Here is a 21,697-nt window from a genome sequence, read left to right as displayed (position 1 = left end):
CGACATGCGCATACTCGTCGTCGACAACTACGACAGCTTCGTCTTCAACCTCGTCCAGTACCTGGGCCAGTTGAACGCCGAGGTCGAGGTGTGGCGCAACGACGACGAGCGACTCGCCGATCGCGACGCTGTCGCCGCGGAGTTCGACGGCATTCTGCTCAGCCCGGGCCCGGGAACCCCGCAGCGCGCCGGGGCCACGATGGACCTGGTTTCGGCGAGCGCGCGGGCCGGAACCCCGCTGCTCGGTGTGTGTCTGGGCCATCAGGCCATCGGAGCCGCGTTCGGTGCCACGGTCGAGAAGGCTCCGGAGCTGCTGCACGGCAAGACCAGCCTCGTCCATCACACCGGTGTCGGCGTCCTGGAAGGGATGGCCGAGCCGTTCACGGCCACCCGCTATCACTCGCTGACCGTCCGCGAGGACACCATCCCCGCGGAGCTCGAGATCATCGGCCGTACCGAATCCGGTCTGGTGATGGCCATGAGGCACACCGAGCTACCCATTCACGGCGTGCAGTTCCATCCGGAGTCCATCCTCACCGAGGGCGGGCACCGGATGCTGGCCAACTGGCTCGCAGTGTGCGGTATGCCCACCGATTCCGGTTTGGTGGGAACCCTGGAGGCGCAGGTCGCCGAGGCCTTCGCCTGATCGTCGATCGCTAACGCCCGGGGATACCCAGGGCACCGATGCTGATTGTGACGGTGTCGGACTTGCTGATCTCGGACCCTGCCGGCTGCGTCTGATTCACCACTCGCCCGACCATCAACGGATCCAGCGTCGCTTCCCTTGTCGCCGTCAGTTCCGCTGCCGTGCCCGTCCAGCCGGCCGACTGCAGCGCGGCCAACGCCTGTGCCTCGGTCAGACCGGCGAGGTCGGGCATGGGGATCTTGTCGCCGTTCGACACGCGCAGCGTGACGACGGTGTTCTCGGTGACATTGGTGCCGCCCACGGGGTCTGTGGAGACGACCTGACCCGTCGGCTGTCCCGAGTCGATGTTCTGCACCTGGACGCGCAGCCCGGCTCCCTCGACGTTCGGCTGCGCCACGTTCACGAGTTGCCCCACGACGTCGGGCATCCGCACCTGCGCGGGCCCGGTGCCCAGCGTGATGCGAACCTGCGAGTTCGCGTTCATGCTCACGCCCGAGGACGGATTCTGCTCGACGACCTTGTCGAGGTTCTCGGGTGACGACGGAGCACGGGCGACGGTGGCATCGAGCTGGAGGCCCACCTCGTTCAGTGCATCCGACGCTTGCTGCTGGGTGAGGCCGGTCAGTCGAGGAACCTGCACCTGCTGCGGTCCGGAGGACACGTCGAGCTGGATGTTCCCCGGCGATTCGGTCTGTGATCCGGCCGCCGGATTGGTGCCGATGGCCGAGCCTTCCGGAATCGCCGCGTCGGGCTTCTCCTGGATGCTCACTCGCAGGCCGGCTTCTTCGAGTTGACGCTGCGCCTCGTCTGCGGACAGTCCTACGACGGTGGGCACGGCGACGGTCTTGGGGTCGGCACCGGGACCGAGCGACCACAGGAAGGCACCGACGATAGCGACGACGATGATCGCGGCCGCCGAGATCAACGCGATCTTGAGGCCGCGGCGGTTCTTCGGTTCCTCGTAGTCCTCCGTGTGGCGTGACGACCGAGGTGCCGCGGTAGCGGCGGGCTTGTCCTTGCCGGAGAAATCGGCCTGACGAGAATCGACGGAGCCGAGGATGGTGGTTCGATCCTCGTCGTTCATCACCATGGGCGCACTCGGGCGCTGTCCACCCAGAACGCGGACCAGGTCGGTACGCATCTCGGCGGCGCTCTGGTAGCGATTGGCCGGGTTCTTGGCCATTGCCTTGAGGATGATCGAGTCGAGTTCGCGTGGGACGGTGTCGTTGACCAGCGACGGCAGCTGGGGGTCTTCACGGACGTGCTGGTAGGCGACGGCGACCGGCGAATCCCCCTTGAACGGCGGCTCGCCGGTGAGGATCTCGAACAGCACGCACCCGAGCGAGTAGACGTCCGAACGCGCATCGACCTGTTCCCCGCGGGCCTGCTCGGGCGAGAGGTACTGCGCGGTTCCGATCACGGCGGCGGTCTGAGTCATCGGCGAGGACGAGTCGGCGATGGCACGGGCGATGCCGAAGTCCATCACCTTCACCGCGCCTGCATTGTTGATCATGATGTTGGCGGGTTTGACGTCGCGGTGCACGATGCCGTTGCGGTGGCTGAAATCGAGCGCAGCACAGACGTCGGCGATGACCTCCATGGCCCGACGCGGCTCCATGGGTCCTTCGGCGCGCACGATGTCGCGCAGGGTGTCGCCGTCGACGTATTCCATGACGATGAACGGGAGCGGACCGGCTTCGGTCTCCGCTTCACCGGTGTCGTAGACGGCGACGATGGCGGGGTGATTGAGCGCAGCAGCGTTCTGTGCCTCACGTCGGAACCTCAGGTAGAACGTGGGGTCGCGAGCGAGGTCGGCGCGCAGAACCTTGATGGCGACGTCACGATCGAGTCGTGTGTCCCGAGCGAGGTGAACCTCGGACATACCGCCGAAACCGAGTATCTCGCCCAGCTCGTAGCGAGAGGAGAGCGTACGGGGAGTCGTCATCGTTGTCCTTGTGGTGCTTGCGGGAACGGAATCTCGATCAGCGGCCTGCGAGTCGTCGTCTGGGTGGGCTGCGCCGAGGTCGTCGTGCTCTCTTCGGTGGTCGTCGGCTCCTCCGAGGTGGTCGTGGTCGTCGTGGTAGTGGTCGTCGTTTCTTCGGTGGTCGTGGTTTCTTCGGTGGTGGTCGTCGGCTCGGTGGTCGTTGTGGTCGTGGTCGTCGGCTGCGTGGTGGTCGTGGGCTGCACGAACGGTGTCGGCGAGTCGTCCCTGCCACCTGTCAGCAGTACGTAACCGCCGATCAGGATGGCCAACAGCAGGAGCGCGCCGCCGCCCCAGGCCAACGCCTTCTGTGCCGAGGACATGCCGGTCTGCTCGGGAACCGCTGCAGCTGCAGTGCCGGTAGCCGGGCCCCGGTAATCCCGTTGCGAGGTCGGCATCATCTGGGTGCTCGACGGCGGAGGCGGCTGCGGGCTGGGCACGACGCCGGGCATCATGACTCTCCCGGTTCCGGTACCGCGCGAGTTGCCGGGTGCCGGCGGCCGGCGGCCGGCCCGAACTGCGGCGACGGCGTCGGCGAATTCGCCGCCGTTGGCGTACCGGGCGGCCGGATCCTTGACCATCGTGATCTCGATGAGCTCACGGACGGCAGGCGGTAGGTCGACCGGCATGGGCGCCGGTGCTTCGCGGACGTGCTTCATGGCGACGGTCAAGGCGCCGTCGCCCACGAAAGGCCGTGTGCCCGCGAGTACTTCGTATCCGACGACGCCGAGCGAGTAGACGTCGGATGCCGAGGTCGCCTCTTCGCCGAGGGCTTGTTCGGGAGCGATGTACTGGGCGGTGCCCATGACCATTCCGGTCTTGGTGACCGGGGAGGCGTCGACGGCTTTGGCGATGCCGAAGTCGGTGATCTTGACCTGCCCGGTGGGGGTGATCAGGATGTTGCCGGGCTTGACGTCGCGGTGGACGACCCCTGCCGTGTGCGCGATCTGCAGTGAGCGCCCGGTTTGTTCGAGCATGTCGAGGGCATGGCCGAGCGGCAGGCGCGACATGCGACCCAGCACTGCGTTGAGGGGTTCGCCGTTGACCAGTTCCATCACCAGGTAGGCGAGCGATTCGCCTGCACCGTCGCGGGTCTCGCCGTAGTCGTACACCCCGGCGATTCCGGGGTAGTTCAGCTGAGCGGTGGTACGGGCCTCGAACCTGAAGCGCTGCAAGAACTCCGGATCCTCGGAGAACTCGGCTTTGAGTACCTTCACGGCGACACGGCGGTCGAGGCGATTGTCCATCGCCTCCCAGACCTGTCCCATGCCGCCGGTGGCGATGAGGCGCAGCAGTCTGTAGCGCTGCGCGATGACGGCTCCGTTACTCAGTGGCACCGATGCTCACCTCCCCTGCAATGCGGCGGCGATGACGGCGCGGCCGATGGGTGCTGCGACCGAACCGCCGGTGGCGGCGAGGGCTCGATCTCCGCCGTCCTCGACGATGACGGCGATGGCGACCTTGGGGTCCTTCGCCGGTGCGAAACCGATGTACCACGCATGGGGCGGGGTGTTGCGAGGATCCGAACCATGTTCTGCGGTACCGGTTTTCGACGCGATCTGCACCCCGGGGATCTTGCCTTCCCCGCTGGTGTTGTTCTCGGAACCGATCATCAGATCGGTCAGGGTCGCGGCCGTGTCGGAGCTGATCGCCTCACCCATCGATTGGGGTTGGTAGCTGGACAGGTCCGACAGGTCGGGAGATTGCAACTGCTGCACCAGGTTCGGAGCCATCCGTACACCGCCGTTGGCGACGGTCGCGGCGATGACGGCGTCCTGCAGCGGGGTGAGCGCCACGTCGCGCTGACCGATGCTGGACTGGCCGAGAGCCGCGTCGTCGTCGATGGATCCGATGGTGCTGTCGGCAACGGTGAGCGGGATGCTGGTGTCCTCTCCGATACCGAACTTGGCGGCGGTCTCGCGCATCTTGTCGGCGCCGGTGTCGATGCCCAGTTCGACGAAGGCGGTGTTGCACGACCGTGCGAACGCCTCACGTAGCGAGGCGGTCTGACCGCCTCCGCACGTCGAACCGTTGTAGTTCTCGAGCGTCGTCGACGTTCCAGGAAGGGTGATGTTCGACGCGGCCGTGAGTTGATCGTCCGGGGTGGCGCCTGCTTGGAGCGCAGCGGCGGTCGTGATCACCTTGAACGTCGATCCCGGTGGGTAGGTCTGCGAGATCGCGCGGTTCACCAGCGGCTTGCCCGGATCGTCGCTCAGGTTCTCCCACGCGGTCGACGTGGTGCTGCCGTCGTGGCTGGCCAGCAGGTTGGGGTCGTAGCTCGGCGTGCTGGCCATGGCGAGAATGTTGCCGGTGGCGGGGTCGAGGGCCACGACGGAGCCGGTGTATCCCTTGGCGGTCAGCTGGTCGTACGCCACCTGTTGGACGACCGGGTTGATGGTGGTGACGACGTTGCCGCCGCGGGGATCCCGGCCGGAGATGAGGTCGAACAGGCGTCCGCCGAACAACCGGTCGTCGGATCCGTTGAGTACCGGGTCCTCGGCGCGTTCGAGACCGGTGCTCGAGTACAGCATCGAATAGAAGCCGGTGATCGGGGCGTTGGCCTGCGGGCTTGCGGGGGAGATCGAGTTCTGCGGGTACGTGCGCAGGTACTTATAGCGATCGTCGGTGGCAACCGACGATGCGAGAACCTGGCCACCGGCCGAGATCTGACCGCGCTGACGTGAGTACTCGTCGAGCAGAACGCGGGAGTTCCGCGGGTCGGTGCGCAGGTCGTCGGCCTTGATGACCTGAACGTAGGTCGCGTTGGCGAGCAGGGCGACCACCATCACCATGATGGCGATGGAGACGCGGCGTAGGGGAGTGTTCATGCGCGCTTCACCATTTCGGTCGGCGCCTCGGCGATCGGGGCGGCCACAGCGGGCTTCTTCTTGGGGGTCGCAGGCTCACGCGCTGCGTCGGAGATCTTGATCAGCAAGGCCACCAACAGGTAGTTCGCCAGCAACGAGGATCCTCCGTACGACATGTACGGGGTGGTCAGACCGGTCAGCGGGATGAGTTTGGTGACGCCGCCGACGACGACGAACAGCTGGACGGCGACGGTGAACGAGAGCCCGGCGGCGAGCAACTTGCCGAAGCTGTCTCGGACGGCGAGCGCAGTACGCATTCCGCGAATGACGAACAGCAGATACAGGATCAGCACTGCGGCCAAACCGATGAGGCCGAGTTCCTCGCCGACGGTGGCGATGATGAAGTCGGTCTTGGGGAACGGAACCTGCGACGGGCGACCGCTGCCGAGGCCGGTGCCGGCGAGCCCACCGGTGGCCAGACCGAACAGCGACTGGGAAATCTGGTAGCCGGTGTCGTTGTAGTCCGCGAACGGGTCCAGCCAGGTCAGTGTCCGCACGCGCACGTGGCTGAACGCCTGGTAGGCGAAGAAGAATCCGACCATCAGCAGACCGCTGCCGATGATGATCCAGCCGACACGTTCGGTGGCGATGTAGATCATCACCAGAACGGTGCTGAAGATCAGCAGCGACGTGCCCAGGTCCTTCTCGAACACGAGCACCGCGACCGAGACGATCCACACGACGATGATGGGCCCGAGATCGCGAGCGCGCGGGAAGTCCATGCCGAGCCAGTGTTTGCCTGCCGTGGTGAACAGTTCGCGCTTGGACACCAGCAGTGACGCGAAGAAGATCAGCAGCAGAATCTTGGCGAATTCACCGGGCTGCAAACTGAAGCCGGGCAACCGAATCCAGATCTTGGATCCGTTGACCTCGGAGAACGCCGACGGCAGCAGCGCGGGAATGGCGAGAAGGATCAAGCCGGCCAGGCCAAGGGTGTACCCGTAGCGAGCCAGGGTGCGGTAGTCGCGCAGCAGCACCAGCAGTGCCACGAAGCCGGCGATGGCCAGCGTCGTCCACAGCACCTGCTGGTTGGCGTCGGGCGAGGGAATGGGGTTGCCGAGGTACTGCGCCTGTTGCTGATCGGCCAGGTCCAGTCGATGGATCAGCACCAGGCCGAGACCGTTGAGCAGCGCGACGATCGGCAGCAGCAGCGGATCCGCATAGGGGGCGAACCGTCGTACGGCCAAGTGCGCCACCGTCACCAGTGCGAGGTAGGCCAGCGCGTACTTGGCCAGGTCCCAGGTGATCGTCTGTTCCTGGCTGGCTTCGACGAGGATCAACGAGATGGTGGTGATCAGGACCGCGGCACCGAGCAGCAGCAATTCGACATTGCGACGATTCGACTGGATCGGTGCGGGAGCGAACCCACCGGGAGGACTCGGAAAGGAGCCTCCTGCGGACGGATTGGAACTCATCGAGTACCGGTCCTGCAGTTCTGGCCTGGGATCTGCGCGACGGTCGGTGTCGGCACGGCGGTAGTGGTCGGGGCAGCTTCCGGAACGGGCTCCGGCGCGGGCGGAGGCAACGGCACTCCGGGGGGCGCGATGATCGGCGTCGTCGGGGCGGGTGCGGCTGTGGTGGTCACTGCCGGCTCGGTCTCGCAGACCTCCAGTAGGTCTCCCGAGGCCAACCGTTGCACCTGACCGCGGGCGTCGTCGAGAGAGCCCGACGGGAGTCCTGCGGTCACCTGCTCGCGCGCGGCCGGCAACAGGTCGTCGATCTCGAACGGGACGCAATCGGCCGGCGCGGCGTCGGGTGCAGTCAATGTGACGCCACCGTTGTCGTCGAGGCAGCCGATCAATTCCACGCTCTGCAACGAGTACCCGAGAACGGAACCGGGGAGACCGCGCAGCACGGTGACCTTGCTGTTGTCGGCACCGACGTAGTAATTGCCCTTGATCACCGAATTGGCAACCACGACACCGATTCCGGCCAACACGATCAGGGTCAGCGCGATCAGCGACCACCGCAGTTTGTGCGACTTCTTCTCCGGTGTCACCACAGGGGCGGTCACGCGCTTGGGCGTCGTGCGCGGGGGACGCATGGCGGCGGCGCGGCCCGCTGCAGTGTTCGGCGGCGGAGCGTCTTCTTCGTCCTCGGTGCTGGCTGCGCCGCCGAGAATCGGGTGGCTCTGGCCGTAGTCGAGGTCGATGACGTCGGCGACGACGACGGTGACGTTGTCCGGGCCACCGCTGCGCAGGGCTAGTTCGATGAGGCGGTCGGCGCACGGCCCGGTCTCGCCCTCGGCGAGGGTGTTCTCGATGGTTTCGTCGCTCACGACGTCCGACAAACCGTCGGAGCACAACAGGTAGCGGTCGCCGGCACGGACCTCGCGGACGGTGAGCGTCGGCTCGATCTCGTTACCGGTCAGCGCCCTCATGATCAGTGAGCGTTGCGGGTGCGTGTGCGCCTGTTCGGCGGTGATGCGGCCTTCGTCGACCAGTGACTGGACGAACGTATCGTCGCGGGTGATCTGAGTGAGCGAGCCGTCGCGCAGCATGTAGGCACGCGAGTCACCGATGTGCACCAGACCCATTCGCTTGCCCGCGAACAGGATTGCGGTCAGCGTGGTTCCCATGCCGTCGAGTTCGGGCTCGTCTTCCACCTGGTCGGCGATGGAGGCGTTGCCCTCGCGGGTGGCGGCTTCGAGTTTGCCGAGCAGATCCTCGCCCGGTTCGTCGTCGTCGAGGTGCGCCAGCGCGGCGATCATCAACTGCGAGGCCACTTCGCCTGCGGCGTGACCGCCCATGCCGTCGGCCAGAGCCAACAGTCGCGCACCTGCGTAGACGGAGTCCTCGTTGTTGGAGCGAACGAGACCGCGATCGCTGCGGGCGGCGTAGCGGAGAACAAGGGTCACGGGCGCAACTCGATCACGGTCTTGCCGACGCGAACCGGAGTTCCCAGTGGAACGCGTACAGCGGTGGTGACCTTGGCTCGATCGAGGTAGGTGCCGTTGGTCGAGCCCAGGTCTTCGACGTACCAATCTCCGCCGCGAGGCGAGAGGCGAGCGTGCCTGGTGGACGAATAGTCGTCTGTCAGAACGAGAGTCGAATCGTCTGCGCGTCCGATCAGAACCGGCTGAGTGCCGAGCGAGATGCGCGTGCCGGCGAGGCCGCCCTGGGTCACCACGAGGTACTTCGCCACCTTCTGCTTGTTGAACGACGGGAGCACCTTCGAGCCACCGGAGTAGCGGGCGGGCACACGCATACCGGCTGCGGCATAGATGTCACTGCGCAGCGTCCGAAGAACGGCCCAGACGAAGAACCACAACAGAAGCAGAAAACCTGCCCTGGTCAGTTGCAAAATCAATCCCTGCACGACGATTCACCTCCTCCTTCGCGATCGGACCTGCATCCCCCACAATCCGACGCGGCGGCGCGACAGACATGGTTGTCTCGCAGCATCATAGGGTGCAGTCGCTCGTGTGGACGACATACGGGTGGGCGAACCTGCGAGTCGAGGAGACGAACATCTCGGTCGGCCGGGCCACTCCGGTGATCAGACGATCCGGACCAGAATCTCGGAGTGACCGGCGCGGATCACGTCGCCGTCGGCCAGTTGCCAATCCTGGACGGGTGCACCGTTGACGGTGGTTCCGTTGGTGGATCCCAGATCGGACAGCATGGCCACTCGGCCGTCCCAGCGAATCTCGATGTGTCGGCGTGACACCCCGGTGTCGGGGAGGCGGAACTGGGCGTCCTGGCCGCGCCCGATGATGTTCTGTCCGTCCCGGAGCTGGAAGTAGCGGCCGCTGCCGTCCTCGAGCTGAAGGGTCGCGGCGAGCGCCTGGGACTGACCTGCGTAGGACGCCGGCTGGTCGTAGCCGTAGCCGTCCCCGCGATCACCGGCACCCTGGGGGTAGCCGCGGCCGTAGGGCGCTTGGGCGGGCGGGTAGTCGTAGGCGGGCTGCTGGTAGCCCTGCTGTGGGTAACCGGCACCCTGCGGCTCGGCATAGCGGCCGGCGGGCTCGCCGTACGCCTGCTCCTGATAGGGAGCCTCGCTGTAAGCACCGCCCTGCTCGCCACCGTTGTAGTCGTAACCGGCACCGTTGTAGCCCTGCGCGTCGTAACCCTGGGCGTTGTAGCCCTGCGCGTCGTAACCCTGGGCGTTGTAGCCCGCTCGGTCGTAGCCCTGGGCGTCGTAACCCTGCTCCTGACCGTTGGGTGCTCCGTAGGCCTGGTCGTATCCCTGCTCCTGGCCGCCGGCGGCGCTGTAGGCCTGGCCGTGCTGGGCGTACGGCTGCTCGTCGTAGCCCTGGTTCTCGTAGCCCTGGGCGTTGTACGGCTGCTGGTCGTAGCGCTGATCTCGATCGGCGGGCGCATAACCCTGCGCGTCGTATCCGTTCTGCTCACGCGCCGCGTAGCGGGGATCCTGGCCACCGGCGTATCCGTTGCGTGCGCGCGGATCCGGACGATGTCCGTCCGCGGGGTCGCGCTGCGGGTCGTAGCCTGGGTTCTGCGTCATGTGGCCGGCTCCTGGTATCGACATCGGTGGGGCAGTCGGTCGCTGCGTGGCTGAAGGGACGGGACGGGCTGGCTGTGCCGACGCGTTCTGCTGAACAGAGCTGTTCTGCGCAGCAATCGCCGATCGTCCCACATCGGGATCGACCGAGCCACTGGCCCGGAACTGTCCGGTGTGAAGGGTGGGCGACGGTTCGAAGCGAACCACCACGTCACCGTAGGTCTGCCACCCCTGATCACGGATGTAATCGTCCAGGTGACGCGAGAAAGCCTTGACCGTGAGCTCGCGATCACCGGCAAGTTCCTCGTGATCCGAGCTGTTGATCGTGATCACGTAGTTGTTGGGTGCCAGGTAATGACCGCCGTCCAAGGGGCGAACGAGATCGGACGCCTCCTGTTGCAGCGCCGCCTCGACTTCGGCCGGTACGACGCCGCCGCCGAACACGCGGGCGAAGACGTCGCCGACAGCGCTCTGCAGCTTGCGTTCGAAACGCTGAACGATGCCCATCGTGACCCCTCCTCTCACTGTGTTCTTCCACCCTGTGGTGCCTGTTGCCTACAACGGTGCGACGGCCGCGTGTCATCACGAAGTCGCGCTGCAAGCATGATATACGGTGCGGCCGACAGCAACGCTGTGCCGCCGGTTGCTCAGGGCAGCTCGAGGCGGCGATTTTCGAGCACGGCGGGGTGCGTGTTAGTGTTCTCGCCGTCACCCGGGCGGGTGGCGGAATGGCAGACGCGCTGGCTTCAGGTGCCAGTGTCCTTCGGGACGTGGGGGTTCAAGTCCCCCTCCGCCCACCACACTGGCCGCAGCTGATCTCGATCGCTGCGGCCAGTAGTTTCTTCGAACCCCGGCGCGTGAGCGCGGGTGATGCCTTACATTCGTGTAGTTCGACAACGATGTCGACGTGTCGATGCAGAGCCAGATTCCGGACCCCGTCGATTCGGTGGAAAATCGCAGGTGAGAGCCCGAAGTAGGCTTACCTTATTTGCGAGAGCACCCTGGTACTGACTTATCGTTCGTAATTGGATCGGCCTCACCACGGCCTGATCCGTCGAGACCTTCACTTTTCTACCACGAGCCCACCCGCCCGTGCAGAGGAAAGCGTGGAAGATCGACAGGTGCTGCTTCAACGGCGAGGACGCACCGCAGGCCGTTCGAGCAGCCGGTTACACCACACCGTCGCCGACGAGTTTCAAGGCTGGACTTATCCGAAGGCTAGGTATGAAGCACACTCCGGGCCCGCAAGGCCTCTACGATCCCGTCAACGAACACGACTCCTGTGGTGTCGCATTCGTGGTGGACATGCACGGTCGCCGCAGTCGCGACATCGTCGAGAAGGCGATCACCGCACTGGTCAACCTCGAGCACCGCGGTGCCGCGGGCTCCGAACCGAACACCGGCGACGGTGCGGGCATTCTGATCCAGGTACCGGACGCGTTCTTCCGCGCCGTCGTAGATTTCGAGCTCCCCGCACCCGGTGCCTACGCAACAGGTGTCGCATTCCTGCCGCAGGGCCGCAGCGACGCCGCACGCGCGTGCGAGGGTGTCGAGCGCATCGTCGAGAGCGAAGGCATGACCGTCCTCGGATGGCGTGAGGTCCCCACCGACGACTCCTCCTTGGGCGCGTTGGCGCGCGACGCGATGCCGACGTTCCGTCAGTTGTTCTTCTCCGCTCCCGACGCGGCGATCACCGACCTCGAACTCGAGCGTCGTGCCTTCGTCATTCGCAAGCGCGTCGAACACGAGTTGGGTGAAGAGGGCGCAGGCAAGGACGGCCCCGGTCGCGAGACCGTGTACTTCCCGTCGCTGTCCTCGCAGACGTTCGTCTACAAGGGCATGCTGACCACGCCCCAGCTCAAGGGCTTCTACCTCGACCTGCAGGACGAGCGCGTCGAAAGTGCACTGGGACTTGTGCATTCGCGTTTCTCGACCAACACGTTCCCGTCGTGGCCGTTGGCCCACCCGTTCCGCCGGGTCGCACACAACGGTGAGATCAACACCGCGACCGGCAACGAGAACTGGATGCGCGCCCGCGAGGCCCTCATCACCTCCGACGTATTCGGTGGCTCGGAAGCGCTCGAGAAGATCTTCCCCGTCGTCACCCACGGAGCCAGTGACACAGCACGTTTCGACGAGGTGCTCGAACTGCTGCACCTCGGCGGCCGCAGCCTGCCGCATGCCGTGCTGATGATGATTCCCGAGGCCTGGGAGCGGCACGAATCCATGGACCCCGCGCGTCGGGCGTTCTACAAGTACCACTCCTCGTTGATGGAGCCCTGGGACGGACCGGCCTCGGTGTGCTTCACCGACGGCACCGTCATCGGCGCAGTTCTGGACCGCAACGGTCTTCGCCCCAGCCGCCTGTGGGTCACCGACGACGGCTTGGTCGTCATGGCTTCCGAGGTCGGCGTGCTGGACATCGACCCGTCCAAGGTCGTCCGCAAGGTGCGTCTGCAGCCGGGCCGGATGTTCCTGGTGGACACCGCACAGGGCCGCATCGTCTCCGACGACGAGATCAAGGACGAACTCGCCGCCGAGCACCCGTACCAGCAGTGGCTCGACGAGGGCCTGACGTCGATCGACGATCTGCCCGAGCGGCCGCACGTGCACATGCCGCACGATCGCGTGCTGATTCGCCAGCAGATCTTCGGATACACCACCGAGGAACTGAACGTGCTGGTCTCGCCGATGGCGAAGTCCGGTGCCGAGGCCATCGGTTCGATGGGTACCGATACCCCGATCGCCGTGCTGTCGGCACGTCCGCGGATGTTGTTCGACTACTTCTCGCAGCTGTTCGCCCAGGTCACCAACCCGCCGCTCGACGCGATCCGTGAAGAGATCGTCACCAGTCTCGGCGGCACCATCGGTCCCGAGGGCGATCTGCTCAACCCGGGTGCCGACGGCTGCAAGCAGATCGTGCTGCCCCAGCCGATCCTGCACAACGACGACCTCGCCAAGCTCGTCCACATCAACGACGAGGGCACGCAGGAAGAGCTGCGCTCGGTGGTCGTGCGTGGCCTGTACCCGGTTGCCGAGGGCGGTGAGGGTCTCCGAAAGGCGTTGGAGGCCATCCGCGCTCAGGTTTCCGCTGCCATCTCGGGCGGAGCGCGCATCATCGTGCTCTCCGATCGAGAGTCCAGTGAGAAGCTCGCTCCGATCCCGTCGTTGCTCCTCACCTCGGCAGTGCACCACCATCTCGTCCGTGAGAAGACCCGCACCAAGGTCGGTCTGATCATCGAAGCCGGTGATGCCCGCGAGGTCCACCACATGGCTCTGCTCATCGGATTCGGTGCGGCAGCGGTCAATCCGTACATGGCCTTCGAGTCGATCGAGGACATGATCGAGCGCGGCGCCCTCACCGGCATCGAGTTCGACAAGGCCGTCGGCAACTACATCAAGGCCGCAGGCAAGGGCGTGCTGAAGGTGATGTCCAAGATGGGCATCTCGACTCTCGCGTCGTACACCGGAGCCCAGCTGTTCCAGGTCATCGGCCTGTCGCAGGAACTGGTCGACGAGTACTTCACCGGGCTCAACAGCCACCTCGGCGGTATCGATCTCGATCAGGTCGCCGACGACGTCGCAGCGCGACATGGCGTCGCGTACCTCGACAACCGTCAGGAACGCGCACACCGTGAGCTCGAGACGGGCGGCGAGTACCAGTGGCGTCGGGAAGGGGAGTACCACCTCTTCAACCCCGACACCGTCTTCAAGCTGCAGCACTCCACCCGCACCGGTCAGTACGACATCTTCAAGGAATACACGAAGATGGTCGACGACCAGTCCGAGCGGCTCGCGTCGCTGCGCGGTCTGTTCCGCTTCAAGACCGAAGAGCGACAGGCTATTTCGATCGACGAGGTCGAGCCGGCAAGCGAGATCGTCAAGCGTTTCTCCACGGGCGCGATGAGCTACGGCTCCATCTCGGCCGAGGCACACGAGACCCTCGCCATCGCGATGAACCGTCTCGGCGGACGCTCGAATTCCGGTGAGGGCGGCGAGGACGTCTCGCGCTTCGAGCCGGACGAGAACGGCGATTGGCGACGCAGTGCCATCAAGCAGGTCGCGTCGGGACGTTTCGGCGTCACCTCGCACTACTTGACGAACTGCACCGACATCCAGATCAAGATGGCGCAGGGAGCCAAGCCCGGTGAGGGCGGCCAGCTTCCGGCTCACAAGGTGTACCCGTGGGTCGCCGAGGTTCGGCACTCCACGCCGGGTGTCGGTCTGATCTCGCCGCCGCCGCACCACGACATCTACTCGATCGAGGATCTGGCGCAGCTGATCCACGACCTGAAGAACGCGAACCCGTCGGCTCGTATTCACGTCAAGCTGGTCTCCGAGGTCGGAGTCGGCACCGTTGCGGCGGGTGTGTCCAAGGCGCACGCGGACGTGGTGCTCATCTCGGGCCACGACGGCGGCACCGGCGCGACGCCGCTGACGTCGGTCAAGCACGCAGGTGGACCGTGGGAGCTCGGCTTGGCCGAGACCCAGCAGACGTTGCTGCTCAACGGTCTTCGCGATCGCATCGTCGTGCAGGTGGACGGCCAGCTCAAGACCGGCCGCGACGTCATGGTCGCTGCTCTGCTCGGCGGCGAGGAGTTCGGTTTCGCCACCGCTCCGCTCGTCGTGTCGGGCTGCATCATGATGCGCGTCTGCCACCTCGATACCTGCCCCGTCGGTGTTGCGACACAGAACCCGTTGCTGCGCAAGCGTTTTGCGGGCAAGCCCGAGTTCGTCGAGAACTTCTTCATGTTCATCGCCGAAGAGGTACGTGAGCTCATGGCCGAGCTCGGCTTCCGCACGCTCGACGAAGCCGTCGGCCAGGTCGGTCTGCTCGACACGACCGCGGCCAAGGAGCACTGGAAGGCGTCGAAGCTCGATCTGTCGCCGATCCTCGAAGAGGTCGAATCGGCGTTCATGAACCAGAACCTGTACAACACAGGCGTTCAGGATCACGGTCTCGACAAGGCCCTCGATCAGCAGCTGATTTCGGCCAGCCGCAATGCGTTGGACAAGGGCGAGAAGGTCGCGTTCGAGTCCAAGATCACCAACGTCAACCGCACCGTCGGCACGATGCTCGGACACGAGGTGACCAAGGCCTACGGCGGCGTCGGCCTCCCGGACGACACCATCGAGATCACGTTCACCGGCTCGGCCGGCAACAGTTTCGGTGCGTTCGTGCCCTCCGGTATGACGTTGCGCCTCAACGGAGACGCCAACGACTTCGTCGGCAAGGGCCTGTCCGGTGGACATCTCGTGCTGCGACCGTCGCTGAACGCTCCGAAGGGCTTCGTGGCCGAGGACAACATCATCGGCGGCAACGTGTTCCTGTTCGGTGCCACCAGCGGTGAAGCCCTGATCCGCGGCGTCGTCGGCGAGCGGTTCGCGGTTCGTAACTCCGGTGCCGTTGCTGTCGTCGAAGGCGTCGGCGATCACGGCTGCGAGTACATGACCGGCGGCAAGGTCGTCATCCTCGGCACGACGGGACGAAACTTCGGTGCCGGCATGTCCGGCGGCGTCGCGTTCATCTTCGATCCGAACAAGACGTTCGAGGCCAACCTCAACACCGAGCTGGTCGACATCGACGAGCTCGAGGGCGACGAATTCACCTGGTTGAAGGACATCGTCACTCGTCACCAGGAGCAGACCGGCTCCGAGGTGGCCGAGCGGATCCTCGCGGATTGGTCACAGCAGGTGAACCATTTCGTGAAGGTCATGCCTCGCGACTACAAGAAGGTACTGCTGGCCATCTCCGAAGCCGAGAAGAACGGCGCGGACGTGGACGAAGCGATCATGGAGGCAGCTCGTGGGTGACCCACAGGGATTTTTGAAGAACACGGTTCGCGAAGTACCCAAGCGGCGGCCCGTCGATCTGCGCCTGATGGACTGGAAAGAGGTCTACGAGGACTTCTCGAAGGACACTCTGCGCACCCAGGCCAGCCGATGCATGGACTGTGGCATTCCGTTCTGCCACAACGGTTGTCCCCTCGGGAACCTGATTCCCGAGTGGAACGACCTGGTGTTCAAGGATCGCTGGCGCGACAGCATCGATCGCCTGCACGCCACCAACAACTTTCCGGAATTCACCGGACGGTTGTGCCCCGCTCCGTGCGAGGCGGCGTGTGTCCTGGGTATCAACCAGGATCCGGTGACCATCAAGCAGGTCGAGGTCGAGATCATCGACAAGGCCTTCGAGGAAGGCTGGGTCACGCCGGTCTACCCGACGCACCTGACCGGTAAGACCGTCGCCGTCGTCGGCTCCGGACCCGCGGGACTTGCTGCAGCGCAGCAGCTCACCCGCGCCGGCCACACCGTCACGGTGTTCGAGCGTGCCGATCGCATCGGCGGATTGCTGCGCTACGGCATTCCCGAGTTCAAGATGGAGAAGCGCCACATCGATCGTCGGCTCGCGCAGATGGAGGCCGAGGGCACCGTCTTCCGCACGGGTGTCGATGTGGGCGTGGACATCTCGGCCGACGAACTGCGTGAGCAGTTCGACGCCGTCGTCCTCTCCGGCGGTGCCACCGCCTGGCGCGACCTGCCCATCGAGGGCCGCGAGCTCGACGGCATCTACCAGGCCATGGAGTTCCTGCCGCACGCCAACCGCGTCCAGCAGGGCGACTTCGAGCAGCCGCCGGTCAGTGCCGAGGGCAAGAAGGTCGTCATCATCGGCGGCGGCGACACCGGGGCCGACTGCCTGGGCACCTCGCACCGTCAGGGCGCCGAAAGCGTCCACCAGTTCGAGATCATGGCGCGTCCGCCCGAGGAGCGTGCCACCTCCACCCCGTGGCCGACGTACCCGCTGATGTACCGCGTCGCGTCCGCACACGAGGAAGGGGGCGAGCGCGTCTTCTCCGTCAACACCGAGCGTTTCGTCGGTGAGAACGGCAAGGTCACCGCACTCGAAGCCTGCGAGGTCGAATTCAAGGCCGGCAAGTTCGAGAAGATCGAAGGCAGCGAGTTCACCCTCGAAGCCGATCTCGTGCTCCTCGCCATGGGCTTCGTCGGACCCGACAAGGGCGGTCTGCTGACCGACCTGGGCGTCGACTTCAACCAGCGCGGAAACGTCGAACGCACCAACGAGTGGGTCACCAACGTGCCCGGCGTCTTCGTCGCCGGAGACATGGGCCGCGGCCAGTCGCTCATCGTGTGGGCCATTGCCGAGGGCCGCTCCTGCGCGGCCGCCGTCGACACCTTCCTGCAGGGAGCAACCGCGCTGCCGTCGCCGATCGTGCCCACCCAGGCGCCGCAGCGGTAGGTAGTTTTCCGCCCGTCCCGTCGGGATCAATGTCCCTTTGTTGCACTCTGAGCGACTGAAAGCCGCATTGATCCCGACGGGCGGCGACCGATCCCGACGGGTGGCGGCGAACTGTGTGACGCACGGTTACGTCCGTTAACCATGTGGGCATCGGATGGTCACAGGCCGCTGTCATTGTGGTGATCGAACACAAGAAGCGTTCGATCACCCAGTGAGGCCCCCTCCCCATGAGTGTCAAGAAATTCTGCGCCGGTGTCGGCGTCGCTGCAGCTGTTGCGTCCGGTCTAATCGTCGGGGCGTCACCCGCCGTCGCCGATCCCGGCGGTTGTCCCTCGATGTACGTCGTCGCGATTCCGGGAACGTGGGAGACCAGCTCCGGTGCTGCGCCGAAGCCGGGGATGCTGACCGACGTCACCGATCGTCTCGGCGGGGACATCCGCACCGAGTACGTCTCGTATCCCGCCACCGCGTTCCCGTGGGAGGGCGAGGTGTACGGGCAGTCTCGTGCTGCTGCCGTCACCAACGCAGGCGGCATGCTGAAGGCGATGGCGGATCGCTGCGGCGCAACGAAACTGGGCATCATCGGCTACAGCCAGGGAGCGGACGCGGCCGGTGATCTCGCCGCGTCCATCGGAACCGGTCTCGGGGTGGTTCCGGCCGACAAGGTGGTGGCGGTCGGGCTCGTCTCCGACCCGAAGCGGTCGGATACCGACGCCCTGGTCGGTCCCCCTGTTGTGGGTACCGGCGTCGGTGGACCCAGGGTCGGCGGATTCGGCTACGTCAGTCCGGTGGTGCGCACGTTCTGCGCCGTCGGCGATCTGTATTGCTCGACGCCCAAGGACGACTACGTGGCGCGACTCGCGGGCTTCCTCGCCGTGTCGTCCAACCCTGCGCCCGACGTCGCAGATCAGTACACCCAGGAAGCACAATCGTTGATCGCCGACCTTGCTGCGTCCGGTGGATTACCCGTACTGCAGGGGCAGCTGTCGGATCAGGCCAATGCCCAGCGTCAGCGAGAGATCGAGGCCTTCTACCGCTCGGGCATCCACCAGGAATATCAGACCTACGACGTCGGAGACGGAGTGTCGGCGACGCGGTGGTTGGCGCGTTACCTCGCCGACGCGGTCTGACTACGACGTACTAGCAGGAACCCGACGGAGCAGCAGGAACACGACCACGGCACTGACGAACATCAGCACGGCGCTCGTACCGGCGGCGAGGTTGAAGCCGTCGATGAAGGACGAGTGCGCGACATCGGTCAACTGCGATGCGAACGGCTCCGGCAGATAGTCGGCCACGGCTATTGCGCCGCCGATGGTTTCGCGGGCCGGATCGGCGATCTCGGCCGGTGTGCCCGCCGGGATGGCGTCCTCCATGCGGTGTCGATAGACGGTGCTGCCGATGGTGCCGAGAATCGCGATGCCGACGGCACCGCCGAGCTCGGCCCCGGTTTCCGACAATGCCGATGCAGCCCCGGCCTTTTCGGGGGCCGCAGCGGTCAGCACGATGTCGGAGTTCAGAGTCGATGCTGCTCCGATCCCGAACGTGACCAGGGCCATTCCGGTCAGCAGCAGCGGCAGGCCGGAGTCGGATTGCACGAATATCAGTGCGACGCAGCCGAAGACGATGGACAGCAGGCCCGCCGAAATGATGGTGCCGGTGGGGATCACCTTGCTCATCGTCGGTGCGGTGACGGCACCGGCCGCCGCTGCGGCAGCGGGAATCAGCAACCACAGTCCGGCGCGGAGTGGTCCGAGTCCGAGAACCAGCTGCAGGTACTGGGAGGCGAACAGGCTGAAGCCGGTCATGGAGAAGATGACCAGAAATTGCACGACGACTGCAGCGCTGAAAGCACGTTCGGCGAAGAGCGTCACGTCGATGAGCGGGTTCGATGCCTTGCGTTGCCGGATGACGAACACGAAGCCGAGTGCCAGGCCGAGGATCGCGGTGGTGAACGTCGTGGCGTCGATACCGTCCTGGGCCCCGTGCTTGATGGCGAACACGATCGAGAGCATCGACGAGATCGCGAGGATCACGCTGATCGGGTCGAACTTTCCGGGGTCGCTGTCCTTGAACTCGGGGACCAGTAGCGGGGCCGCAACGAAGAGCACGACCATGATGGGGATGTTGATCAGGAAGACCGAACCCCACCAGAAGTGTTCCAGCAAAACGCCTCCGACAACCGGGCCCACGGCTGCGCCGCCTGCGAAACCGGCGGTCCACAGGCCGATCGCTTCCTTGCGCTGCGCAGGGTCGTGAAACATGTTGCGGATCAACGACAGTGTGCTCGGCGCGATGGTGGCTCCGCCCACTCCGAGCAGAGCACGTGCGACGAGCAGCATCTCGGGGGACGTGGAGAACGTCGCGGCGAGCGATGCCGCGCCGAAGACCACCGCGCCGACCATCAGCAGGGTCCGCCGTCCGATACGGTCGCCGAGCGAGCCCATGGTGATCAGCAGACCGGCCAGCAGAAATCCGTAGATGTCGAGGATCCACAGGGTCTGGTTGCTGGTGGGTTCGAGATCGGCCGTCATGAAGGGCAGTGCGAGATACAGCACCGACATGTCCATGGAGACCACGAGGATCGGCACCACCAGTACCGCGAGGCCGAGCCATTCCTTCTTCGTGGCGCGATCCTCGGTTGCCGTCTGATTCACTGCTTCTTCCCTTCCCGCGTGGACACCTCACCTTAGGTGGGTCGGGAGTACGTTCGGTGAGGAAGAGTGTGTCTCGCCGAACGAAGGAACCGATTCCGCATGATCAACGATCTCGAGGTAGTCGCGACGATCACCGCCAAGCCGGACGCAATCGACACCGTGCGCGACGGGCTCGTGGCTCTGGTCGCCGAGTCACGCAAGGAGAGCGGCAACGTCTCCTACAAGTTGTTCGAGTCGGCGGTCGAGCCCGGCACCTTCATCACCATCGAGGTATGGAAATCGCAGGAGGACCTCGACGGCCACATGCAAACCCCGCACCTGCAGCAGGCGCTAAGCGAATTCGGTGCCCATCTCGCGGCCCCGCCCGCCATCCACCCGCTCCGGCCCGTCGGTTGAGCCTGCCCGCGCGCTGACGTACACGAGTGCCGAGACGGCAAGCAGCGCCACCGTGGCACCGATCGCCAGCCACCCGGTCCCGCTCATCTCTCCCGACGCGATGATGCGGGCACCGGCGGCGGTGTAGCTCATCGGCATGAAGGCTGCGACGTCTCCCCAGATCGGTGCCGTCGATGCGTACGCGAAGCCGCAGACGACGACCTGCACCACGAGGGCGACGACGTTGACGATCTGGCCCGCCACAGCACCGAGCACTCGTTGAATGGCACCTGCGGTGGCGAGATAAGCCGCGGCCGACACGATGAGGAACGCGCCGGCTCCGATCACCGGTCCGAGGGCGGCGTCGGTGGCGAAGGCGAATGCGACGGCCGCGCTGACACCCACTGCGGCGACGGCCGCTCCGACGGCGAGCCACCGCGGCTTGGTGTCCCTGCCCAGGACCCGCACGAGGCTGACGCAGCCGAGAGCTCCGAGTGCCACGAGGGCGGCGATCAGATACGGGGTGGCACCGGTACCGGTGCTCGTCGCCGTCGCTGCAATGTTCTGGTCGGAGGTGGCGTCATCGGTCGTGGCGGCCGCCTTTGTCGGGAGGGCGGCGGAGGCGTCGCGCACATTGGTGGCGATGCCGTTGACGATCCCCTCGACGGGTTTCACCGACGTCACGAGCTGATCGGTGCCGGCCTTGAGTTGCTGCCCGCCGTCGTCGAGCTGGCCGAGTCCGTCACGCAACTGCACGGTTGCGTCGCCGAGCTGCGCGGTGGCACCGAGGAACTGACTGTTGGGGTCGTTCAGTTCGGTCGACAGCTGCTGAGCACCACCCTTGAGGGTCTGCAGTTGAGCGAGCGTATCGGGACCGAACGCCTGAGTGTTGAGGTTGTCGATCACTCCGCGGATCTCGCCGGAAATCGCGTCGGATCCCGGATGCGGGAAGCGATCGACCGTGTCTGCCGTGGCGGCGAGCTTTGCCGTGAAGTCGGCCTGCAGAGCTCCGAATCCGGCGAGCTGGTCGACGACCTGGTCGACACCCCCGCTGATCTGCGATGCGCCGTCACCGAGCTGGCCGATGCCGTCGCGGTACTGGCCGAACCCGTCGGCGAGCTGGATGGTTCCGTCGTGAGCCTGGGTGATGCCGTCGGCAAGTTGGCCGACGCCGTCGTTGAGCTGCGTTCCGCCTTCGGTCAGCTGACCGATGCCGCTGGAGAGAAAGGTGATCGGGAGCGAGGCGCTGTTGAGGCTGCTCCTGGCCTTGGACAGCGGATCGGCCGTCTGCTGTGCCTCGGCCGGGGCCTGCTGAGTGTCTGCGACAACGGCGGTCGTCGTGGTCGATTCTCCGCCCAGGTCGTAGCCGGTGCCGAGTGCGAACGCACCCACAGCCACCAGAGGGAACGCCAGTGCGACGAGAGCAACGGCAGGACGTCGGAAGATACGCAT

At 65.6% G+C, this 21,697-nt stretch carries 14 protein-coding genes and 1 tRNA gene; 6 read left to right on the top strand and 9 right to left on the bottom strand.

Annotated features, from left to right (window positions below; all coding sequences use genetic code 11):
* Positions 1-4 precede the first annotated feature (4 nt).
* Entirely contained in the window at positions 5-646 is a 642-nt protein-coding gene (locus tag AB0P23_RS04760; RefSeq protein WP_032389450.1) for an aminodeoxychorismate/anthranilate synthase component II, read from the top strand.
* 10 nt (positions 647-656) lie between these two features.
* Here AB0P23_RS04760 and pknB read toward each other — a convergent pair whose 3' ends face one another.
* The 7 genes from pknB to AB0P23_RS04725 all read right to left on the bottom strand — a co-directional run bounded on the left by pknB (position 657) and on the right by AB0P23_RS04725 (position 10,462).
* Positions 657-2,591 carry a Stk1 family PASTA domain-containing Ser/Thr kinase gene (gene pknB / locus AB0P23_RS04755; RefSeq protein ID WP_032373397.1) on the bottom strand — a complete coding sequence of 645 codons (1,935 nt, stop codon included), beginning with the start codon at positions 2,589-2,591 and terminating at the stop codon, positions 657-659.
* A complete protein-coding gene (locus tag AB0P23_RS04750) occupies positions 2,588-3,964 on the bottom strand; it encodes a serine/threonine-protein kinase (RefSeq protein WP_032367614.1) in 1,377 nt (458 codons plus the stop codon). The genes pknB and AB0P23_RS04750 overlap by 4 nt, the downstream gene beginning before the upstream one ends.
* Positions 3,965-3,970: 6 nt before the next feature.
* A complete protein-coding gene (locus AB0P23_RS04745; protein WP_363796922.1) occupies positions 3,971-5,455 on the bottom strand; it encodes a penicillin-binding protein 2 in 1,485 nt (494 codons plus the stop codon).
* On the bottom strand, positions 5,452-6,909 hold the full coding sequence (locus AB0P23_RS04740) for an FtsW/RodA/SpoVE family cell cycle protein (RefSeq protein WP_027494979.1): 1,458 nt from the start codon (positions 6,907-6,909) through the stop codon (positions 5,452-5,454). Before AB0P23_RS04740 ends, AB0P23_RS04745 begins: the two co-directional genes overlap by 4 nt.
* Entirely contained in the window at positions 6,906-8,351 is a 1,446-nt protein-coding gene (locus tag AB0P23_RS04735) for a PP2C family serine/threonine-protein phosphatase (protein WP_032385262.1), read from the bottom strand. The genes AB0P23_RS04740 and AB0P23_RS04735 overlap by 4 nt, the downstream gene beginning before the upstream one ends.
* A complete protein-coding gene (locus AB0P23_RS04730; RefSeq protein ID WP_027494977.1) occupies positions 8,348-8,812 on the bottom strand; it encodes an FHA domain-containing protein in 465 nt (154 codons plus the stop codon). Before AB0P23_RS04730 ends, AB0P23_RS04735 begins: the two co-directional genes overlap by 4 nt.
* A gap of 180 nt (positions 8,813-8,992) precedes the next feature.
* Positions 8,993-10,462, bottom strand: coding sequence for a DUF3662 and FHA domain-containing protein (locus tag AB0P23_RS04725; protein WP_094621750.1), 1,470 nt, complete (start codon positions 10,460-10,462; stop codon positions 8,993-8,995).
* A 207-nt stretch (positions 10,463-10,669) separates the two neighbouring features.
* Here AB0P23_RS04725 and AB0P23_RS04720 point away from each other — a divergent pair.
* The 4 genes from AB0P23_RS04720 (at position 10,670) to AB0P23_RS04705 (ending at position 18,343) form a co-directional block, all read left to right on the top strand.
* Positions 10,670-10,755, top strand: a tRNA-Leu gene (locus AB0P23_RS04720).
* Between the two features lie 424 nt (positions 10,756-11,179).
* Positions 11,180-15,769, top strand: a complete 4,590-nt coding sequence (gene gltB / locus AB0P23_RS04715; protein ID WP_222063349.1) for a glutamate synthase large subunit — start codon at positions 11,180-11,182, stop codon at positions 15,767-15,769.
* Positions 15,762-17,213 carry a glutamate synthase subunit beta gene (locus AB0P23_RS04710; protein ID WP_027494974.1) on the top strand — a complete coding sequence of 484 codons (1,452 nt, stop codon included), beginning with the start codon at positions 15,762-15,764 and terminating at the stop codon, positions 17,211-17,213. Before gltB ends, AB0P23_RS04710 begins: the two co-directional genes overlap by 8 nt.
* 227 nt (positions 17,214-17,440) lie before the next feature.
* Positions 17,441-18,343: a cutinase family protein gene (locus AB0P23_RS04705; RefSeq protein ID WP_032385265.1), complete on the top strand. Its 903-nt coding sequence runs from the start codon at positions 17,441-17,443 to the stop codon at positions 18,341-18,343.
* Here the strand turns inward: AB0P23_RS04705 and AB0P23_RS04700 are convergent, their stop codons facing one another.
* The gene (locus tag AB0P23_RS04700) at positions 18,344-19,870 is read right to left on the bottom strand and encodes an MFS transporter (protein ID WP_206498833.1); all 1,527 of its coding nucleotides are present in this window, start codon (positions 19,868-19,870) and stop codon (positions 18,344-18,346) included. It lies immediately after the preceding gene.
* A 102-nt stretch (positions 19,871-19,972) separates the two neighbouring features.
* Here AB0P23_RS04700 and AB0P23_RS04695 point away from each other — a divergent pair, with 102 nt between their 5' ends.
* Positions 19,973-20,266, top strand: coding sequence for a putative quinol monooxygenase (locus AB0P23_RS04695; RefSeq protein WP_032367959.1), 294 nt, complete (start codon positions 19,973-19,975; stop codon positions 20,264-20,266).
* On the opposite strand, the gene AB0P23_RS04690 is transcribed toward AB0P23_RS04695, so the two are convergent.
* Entirely contained in the window at positions 20,201-21,697 is a 1,497-nt protein-coding gene (locus AB0P23_RS04690) for a phage infection protein (protein WP_363796919.1), read from the bottom strand. The two genes, AB0P23_RS04695 and AB0P23_RS04690, sit on opposite strands and share 66 nt — an antisense overlap.

This window comes from Rhodococcus sp. NPDC077669 (genome assembly GCF_040686915.1).
In the GTDB taxonomy this organism is placed as follows: Bacteria; Actinomycetota; Actinomycetes; order Mycobacteriales; family Mycobacteriaceae; genus Rhodococcoides; species Rhodococcoides fascians.
Note: the sequence above shows the minus strand (reverse complement) of the source record. Positions and strands in the feature narration are given on the sequence as shown.